The following is a 3,087-nucleotide window of genomic DNA, read 5'->3' on the forward strand; positions in this document are numbered from 1 at the left end:
TGCGGCCGAGCAGCTACCCGCTGACAGCACGCTCCTACGGAACTGGAAGAGATGGGAGTCTGGCAGCTCGGAGCCTGACGGCTTCTACAAGGCGTTGATTGCGAAGACGTTCGGGACTGTCACGGCCGCCTTCTTCCCACCCACGGTTCCCCATGACGCTGACGCCGAGCTGATCGCTGGCACAGGAATGGAGACCGTCGAGATCCTTGCTCGGCTGCGAACCTCGGACGTCTCCAATGCCACCTTGGAAGCACTCCGAATTACAGCCGATCGTCTTTGCAGCGAGTACCCGTACATGTCCTCCGACCAGCTCCGAGTCGAAGGTCGAGCGTGGTTGCGTCGGATCACTGCTCTGATGGATCGCCGGCTGACTCTCGCCCAGCACCAAGAGGTACTGACCTTGGCGGGATGGGTCGCATTGCTCGTCGGCTGTGTTGAGTACGACATGGGACTACGACGTATCGCCGAGGGAACCCGCAAGGCCGCGTTGACGCTCGGGGAGGAAGCAGGAAACAGCGCAGTATCCGGATGGGCGTACGAGATGCGGGCCTGGTATGCGCTGACCCAAGGTGACTACCGAGGTGTCATTGCAGCCGCCGAGGCGGGCGAATCAATCGCAGCCGGCAGTAGTGCCGCTGTGCAGCTCGCCGGCCAGCGCGCCAAGGCGTGGGCGCGACTTGGTGACAGACGACAGGTCGAGATGGCTCTAGACAAGGGCCGGACGCTACTTGAATCGCTGCCATACCCCGAGAACACCGATCACCACTTCGTCGTGGACCCAGCGAAGTTCGACTTCTACGCGATGGACTGCTACCGGCTGGCAGGTGAGGATCGCCTAGCGGAGATGTACGCCGAGCAGGTCATCCACTCGTCGACCGACCATGACGGGACCGAGCGGAAGCCGATGCGAATTGCCGAAGCGCGGGTCACGCTCGGCGTCGCAGCCGCTCGGGCCGGCGACCTTGAGCGGGCAGTCGCTCACGGACGGCAGGCGCTTGTAGGTGACCGCAAGTCGTTGCCGTCTCTCTTGATGTGCTCCAAGGAGCTGGCGACGCTTCTGCGGGAGCGGTACCCGAACGACCCACAGGCGCTCTCGTACCTGGACGAGGTTCGGACCCTCAGCGCGAGTTGACGCCGAGATCCGCTCTCACCTGTGTTGACGAGGGCTGGGGCGACCGCCGACGCCCGGTCGCGGTCGGCTTTCGTGCCAGGACACGATCCGGCTCGGGCGCCACATGTGGGTGCGTCCGACCGTCGCATCGGGCTCTGGCATCTGGCTCCGCTTGCGGTAGTTGGAGACAGTCGCCACCTTGACTCCGAGGTACGCAGCTACGTCGGAGGTCGTCCACCACTCCGCGGTTGTGTCTGGGCCAGATCCCACGCTCATCATTCTGGCATTCCTACCTCTTATGGCACCTCCCACGCGCGGCAGTCGAACGTGTGTACGATCATCTGGTGGCAAAGGAGCTGGTCGCTCGCTGGTGGAACGGCACCTGGGGGCGGCTGACGCGGCGTGATGTGTGGCTCGCGCGTGAGGTGCGGTGGCACGTCGTGGCCCGGGCCGGAGACTCCGAGACAGGCAAAGTCCTCCGGTGGGAGTTCGACAACGAGGACGAAGCTCGGCAGATGGTGCGGCGTCTCGTCCAAGCCGACGGTGGGCAGTGGCGGGAGCGGGCTGGCGAGGTGGTCACGCAGCCACCGAGCTGAGGCGGGTAAGCCGTCGGCCGCTGGCGGCGGGGACGCTCTCTGTCAGACGTTCGGGCTCTGCACCTCGGGCTGCATTTGTGTGACGGCGGCGTAGGCGACGCTTGCGGGTAAGGCAGCCAGTACGGAGCCAAGGAAGCCGTCCCAAGGCTGCCCCAACGATCCCTCGAACATCCACGCCGCGATGAGGGCCGCAGGTACCGCCATCAGTAGCGCTGCCGCAAGAGCCCACCAGGACCACCGATCTTCCTCTTGATGCAGGAAGATCAGCGCACCCAACAAGGCGCCTATCCCGTCCGAGTCGAACCATGAGGTGGCCAGAACAAAAAGAGCCCCAAAGGCCAGGCCCATGGCCGATCGCCGCAGAGCAGCGCGGAGCGACACGACCTTCCGCTGGAAAGCGTCCTCATGCGCGACAGGGCCACCGGCCGTGCTCGTCACCGGCTCGTCCACCCATCTATGGTCCCAGCAGCGAGTCGCCGGCGGCTGCCGGCCGATCGGTTCAAAGTTTCTGTACGTCTTCAAGGCGGCCCTGAACGGGCCGCACGCGCCGCCGCCTGGGCGCGCGTCCGTCGCTCCGCTGGCGCTCCGACTCCGGCCACGCAACACGCCCGGCGGCTGGCGCGGAAGCGAGAAGCCCAAGGGGCCGCCGCAGAACGACAGGCCGTCGACCGTGAGGTGATGGGCCGGCAGCCGGCCGGGCCACGCGGCCAAGAGCCCGCGCGGCGTAGGGGAGCGCACGCCGGCCGCGTCGGGAGCTGCCGGTGCTCGCGGGGTTGCGGTCACTGCGCCTCCGGCGGGGGCGCTCCGGCTCCAGGATGGCGGGGTGTCCGTCGGCCGGTCGCGGTCCGTGGGTGGTTGCGGTAAGCCATCCCATCTGCCCTCGACCCGGGACGAGCCGAGCAGACCACCGCCCGGCCCGCCAGCGCCCGAACCAGCCGTCAAGGTCCGCTTGACATGGCGGGCCGGGCGGCGGCCCGCTCCCCTGAAGGGCGGGCCGAGGGCAGACGGGATGGATAGATGACCAGGTGAGGCCTGTTGTGTCTGGAAACTGACAAGGATCCGTGGACTTATTACCGATTTGCACCGAAAGTGCTGGACGGGCCGCCTTGGACGTGTGGCGCGTGATCACGATAGGGTCCACAGAAACATCACGAGGAGCCGCCTGTGTCTTACATGAGGTTGCGACCGTCGCAGGTCATGCTCGACCCCGAGAACCCGCGGCTCCCCGATGGCACTTCCAGTGACCGCGAGGCGATCAACCGGCTGTTGGAAGAGGGTGCAGAGGCACTTATCAGCCTGGCCCGAGATATGGCCCAGACTGGACAATCGAACCCCGCTGAGCTTCCAATCGCCGTGAAGCACGGCTCCAAGTACCTCATC

The 3,087-nt window shown here is 66.2% G+C and carries 4 protein-coding genes; 3 read left to right on the top strand and 1 reads right to left on the bottom strand.

Features of this window, described 5'->3' with window-relative positions; translation table 11 throughout:
- Both AB0I76_RS26130 and AB0I76_RS26135 read left to right on the top strand, forming a co-directional pair.
- On the top strand, positions 1 to 1,132 hold a 1,132-nt coding region (locus AB0I76_RS26130; RefSeq protein WP_357040644.1), incomplete at its 5' end, for an XRE family transcriptional regulator.
- A gap of 323 nt (positions 1,133 to 1,455) precedes the next feature.
- Complete coding sequence (locus AB0I76_RS26135; protein WP_357040647.1) at positions 1,456 to 1,707, top strand: hypothetical protein; 252 nt, start codon at positions 1,456 to 1,458, stop codon at positions 1,705 to 1,707.
- Between the two features lie 42 nt (positions 1,708 to 1,749).
- Here the strand turns inward: AB0I76_RS26135 and AB0I76_RS26140 are convergent, their stop codons facing one another.
- Complete coding sequence (locus AB0I76_RS26140) at positions 1,750 to 2,157, bottom strand: hypothetical protein (protein WP_357040650.1); 408 nt, start codon at positions 2,155 to 2,157, stop codon at positions 1,750 to 1,752.
- Positions 2,158 to 2,904: 747 nt separating this feature from the next.
- On the opposite strand from AB0I76_RS26140, the gene AB0I76_RS26145 reads away from it, so the two are divergent.
- A partial coding sequence (locus AB0I76_RS26145; RefSeq protein ID WP_357040654.1) for a hypothetical protein occupies positions 2,905 to 3,087 on the top strand: 183 nt, incomplete at its 3' end.

Origin of the sequence: Micromonospora sp. NPDC049799 (assembly GCF_040656655.1) — a bacterium.
GTDB lineage: Bacteria > Actinomycetota > Actinomycetes > Mycobacteriales > Micromonosporaceae > Micromonospora.